Below are 4,398 nucleotides of genomic sequence, written 5' to 3'. Positions count from 1 at the left end.
CATTTATAATACTACATTTTCTCAGGCACTTGGATACCAAGTAAATCAAGACACAAAAGTAAACATTTTTGTGTGATCTGAAGTAGTTTCATCCATGAACCACGCTTTATAGGATCTTTTTCATTAATAATATGATGCGCATGGTAGAAACCATTAGCCAAGGTGGCTAAATCGTAGACATACTCGCATATAATATTGGGAGCACGGTCTTTGGCAGCCAAGGTAAGTGCTATTTCCAGATTGTCGATCTTTAACATTAACTGACGCTCAACTTCACTAGATGGCCTTATAATCGTGCTAGGCTGGAATAATTCGTCTCTAAGCTTATTCATAATATTGTTAATACGAACATAGGTATAAAGGATATAAGGACCGGTCTTGCCCTCGAATGAAGAGAATTTGTCCAAATCAAAAACATAATCCTTCATACGGTAGTTAGAGAGGTCAGCATACTTAAGGGTTGCTAGACCGACAATTCTTGCCGTTGTTTCAATATCCACGCCTTCTTTATCATTGATTTTTTCTTTGGCATTCGCCTCAATAGAATCAATAAAGTCAGCAAGTTTTAGAATGCCACCATCTCTGGTTTTAAAGGGTCGGCCGTCTTTTCCATTCATAGTTCCAAAACCGATATGCTCCAAAGAAGTTTTGGAGGGTGCAATACCATGATCGGAAGCACATCTAAAAACTTGAATAAAATGGTTGGCTTGTCGGCTATCAACAATATAGAGAATATAATCGGGGTCAAAATCTTCGACACGTTGCTCAATGGTAGCAAGGTCCGTTGTACCATAAAGAATAGAACCATCAGACTTATAAATGATGATTGGTGGAATCTCTTTCTTATCTTCAGGACGGGTGACATCAACAACCATAGCACCATCGCTCTCATACAAAGCACCTTTTGACTTGAGAGTATCAATAATCTTAGGGACATACGCATTGCTGTCACTTTCTCCATACCATAGATCGAAATGAACGTCTAAGCGGTTGTAAATGGTTAGGATATCCTTTACAGATAAATCAACAAAATGCTTCCATAAAGCGATATAGCCTGGGCGCCCATTTTGTAAATCAAAGGTTGCTTTCTTCGCTTTTTCATTATAGTCAGGGTCTTCTTTACAACGGTTGCTGGCTATGGGGTAGATTTCTTCAAGGTCGGAAAAATTAAAGGGTGGTTCAGTAGGGTATGGGCCTTCAAATTCAGGGTCGAAGTAAGGTAAATCAGGATAAAGTCGGTTTACCTCTACAATAATCATACCCATTTGCAAACCCCAATCGCCCAGATGGACATCACCAACGACTTCATGACCTAAGAATTTAAAAAGACGCTTGATGGATTCGCCAATAATAGCCGGTCTCAAATGGCCCACATGTAATGGTTTTGCTACATTAGGTCCGCCATAGTCAATGACAATTTTATCGGGTTTAGTAACTTTCTCAACACCAACTCTTGAATCTTCGGAAATGCTTTCAATATAATTGGCTAAGTATTCATCTGAAAGGGATAAATTAATAAAGCCGGGCTTTACGGTTTCAGCCAGTGAGAACATTTTTTCAAATTGCTCGGTAGATTTTAAATGGTCAATAACCGCATCACTAATAAAAAAAGGCGCCTTCTTGTATGCTTTTGCAGCACCCATTGCACCATTGCATTGAAACTGACATAAGTCCTGTCTGGCGGAAGTGACAACCTGTCCATAAATCGGATCATAACCACAGGCTAAAAAAGACGCTTCCATAAGTTTGGTAAGTTGTGCTGTCAACATAGTATTCACTCCTTGTGTTGCAATAGATTTTGATTTTGAATAGATATATATTGAAATATTCAATATATTATAGCTTATTATGTATTGGAAGTAAACGTTAATCTAATACGAGAGATTTAAGTTACTTGAGAAGATTTTTGTTGCGCCAATGCGTAGGGGAAATCCCATATACATTTTTAAAGGCTCGTGAAAAGTGCAACTGATTCGGATAGCCAACGGCTTTACTAATATCATACACAGGAAGGTCAGTGATTCTTAGGAGTTCAGATGCTTTGCTCATCCGATACTTAATAAGAAAATCTTGGGGACTAGATCCCACGGCTTTGCGAAAAATCTTACCAAAATAGCTTCGATTCAAATTGCAAAACTGTGATATATCGTTGACTGAAATGTCATTTTGAAAATTTTGCTCAATAAAAGTCAAAGCTTCATGGACATAAAAATCAGCAAGTTTATTATTTTTGATTTCAGATTTATTTGCGGAAGAACGTGCAAGAAGATCTAAAGCCAAATATAAATGACCAATTAAATGAAAGGGTGACTCATTCGAGTGTTTAACAATATATAGAAGTTCATTTATGAGTTCATAAGTCAAATCTTTGGCGATAGAACGATAGACAGGAGAATCAACAGTTAGACCGGCAAGATTCAGCAATTCCCTAACCCTTAAGCCGTCAAACTCAATCCACGCATACTCCCATGGATTATTTTCATCTGCAACATAAGTGTTTGTTTGATTTGGACATATCAAATAACCTTGATTGCTCGTTATACGGTACACGTGATTGTTACCTTTTGAATCCATTTAAAAGAGAGTACCTGCGCCTGAAATGACAAAATGAAATAAATAGTGATTTCTTATATGAGGGCCAAATGATTGAGAAGGGATACATTGCTCCCAACCATACTGAAAGAGATTTAAATCAATAAACCTTTCATTTGGGAAAATGTTAAATAGATGTTCACCCATAGCGGCACTCCTTTTCTTTAATGCAATGCCATATCAATTCATTATATACCAAAATGCTATCTACTTGCAACTTAAGGCGGCAAATAACGCATTAAGGTATATAATCCATATAACTAGAATATTTATTTGGTCAAACCCCTATGCTATGATAATAGTATCTTAATTACACAAAATGATTAAGAGAATCATTAGATGAGCAGGCCTGCAAGTTGTAATGATGGATAAGAGGTTTTTTAAATTAGGTGCAACTATTTATTTGTTATATCCCATGTTTTGGCTTCATAGCATGAACTAATGGGCTTAAGACTTAAGGGATTTATGAAAAAGGGAGGCAACACATAGTGAAAAAACTAATGATGTTATTCATGGTTATGATATTGGCATTATCCATTGCAGGTTGCAAGAATGAAACGATGACAAATCAAAGCACGAGTGATGGCGGACAAACGGTAGAGGACAAGACTGTATTACAAACATCAGATAAATTAACAGTAGCAATATGGGATACAAATCAACAAGCAGGTCTTCAAGAAATCATGAATGATTGGTCGGACCAATCAGGTGTAAAAGCAGAAATTCAAGTTCTATCATGGGACGAATACTGGACACTGCTTGAAGCAGGTGCATCTGGAGGTTTGATGCCAGATGTGTTTTGGATGCATTCAAATAACTCACAAAAGTACATAAAGAATAATCTGTTGTTAGACTTAACAGATCAAATTGTTGCCAGTGATAAAATAGATATGGATCATTACTATGAGGATATCTCAGAACTTTACGCTATGGACCAAAGGCAATATGCAATGCCAAAAGACATTGATACGATAGCTTTATGGTATAACAAAACGATGTTTGACGAAGCAGGCGTTTCTTATCCAGACAGCACTTGGACATGGGATACATTATATGAGACAGCAAAGAAATTGACAAAGGATGATGGAAGTCAATATGGGTATGCCATCAATACCGGCAATAATCAAGACAGTTATTATAATGCAATTTATGCCTATGGTGGTAAAGTTATAAGTGATGATAAAAAAACCTCAGGTTATGATGACCCAAAAACAATTGAAGCCATGGAAGTTTTTGAAAAAATACTGAATGAAGGGCTTTCTCCTAATCTTCAAATCATGGCAGAAAATGGCGCGGATGTATTATTAAAATCAGGTAAAGTAGCTATGATCACACAAGGTTCATGGATGGTTCCGGGTTTTAGAGATAATGAATACACAAGTGAGAATTGTGATATTGCGGTCTTACCAAAAGCACCGGATGGTACAAGGGTATCAATATATAATGGTCTCGGTTGGGCAGCAGCGGCTAATGGGAAAAATACAAACGCCGCATGGAGCTTAATTGAATATTTAAGTACAAAAGAGGCTCAATTAAAGCAAGCAGAATTGGGTGTGACTATGTCTGCCTATAAAGGAACATCAGAAGCATGGAAAAATGGTGTGTCCTATTTTAACCTACAAGCGTATCTTGATATGTTAGATGCAACTTTAGTTATTCGCCCTTATTCATTAAGTACATCTATTTGGGAAGACATGGTGAATAAAGAACTACGTGCTGCTTGGTCCGGTGAAGAAACGATGAAAGACACTTTGATAAAGATAGCAGCATCAATGAATAAAACTTTGGCAGAAGAATAACAAGAGA

The 4,398-nt window shown here is 37.0% G+C and carries 2 protein-coding genes and 1 pseudogene; 1 reads left to right on the top strand and 2 read right to left on the bottom strand.

The genetic code is table 11. From position 1 onward, the window contains the following. Positions 1 to 11: 11 nt before the first annotated feature. Together argS and P0N36_RS14610 are read right to left on the bottom strand one after the other, a co-directional pair. Positions 12 to 1,769, bottom strand: coding sequence for an arginine--tRNA ligase (gene argS, locus P0N36_RS14615; protein ID WP_275843605.1), 1,758 nt, complete (start codon positions 1,767 to 1,769; stop codon positions 12 to 14). A 121-nt stretch (positions 1,770 to 1,890) separates the two neighbouring features. Next, positions 1,891 to 2,739 (bottom strand): annotated as a pseudogene (locus P0N36_RS14610) (AraC family transcriptional regulator). Positions 2,740 to 3,080: 341 nt separating this feature from the next. Here P0N36_RS14610 and P0N36_RS14605 point away from each other — a divergent pair. Next, positions 3,081 to 4,391 (top strand): ABC transporter substrate-binding protein, encoded by a 1,311-nt coding sequence (locus P0N36_RS14605; RefSeq protein WP_275843604.1) that lies wholly within the window; start codon positions 3,081 to 3,083, stop codon positions 4,389 to 4,391. The last annotated feature ends 7 nt before the right edge of the window (positions 4,392 to 4,398 follow it).

It is taken from the genome of Petrocella sp. FN5 (assembly GCF_029210395.1).
Taxonomy (GTDB): domain Bacteria; phylum Bacillota; class Clostridia; order Lachnospirales; family Vallitaleaceae; genus Petrocella.
Note: the sequence above shows the minus strand (reverse complement) of the source record. Positions and strands in the feature narration are given on the sequence as shown.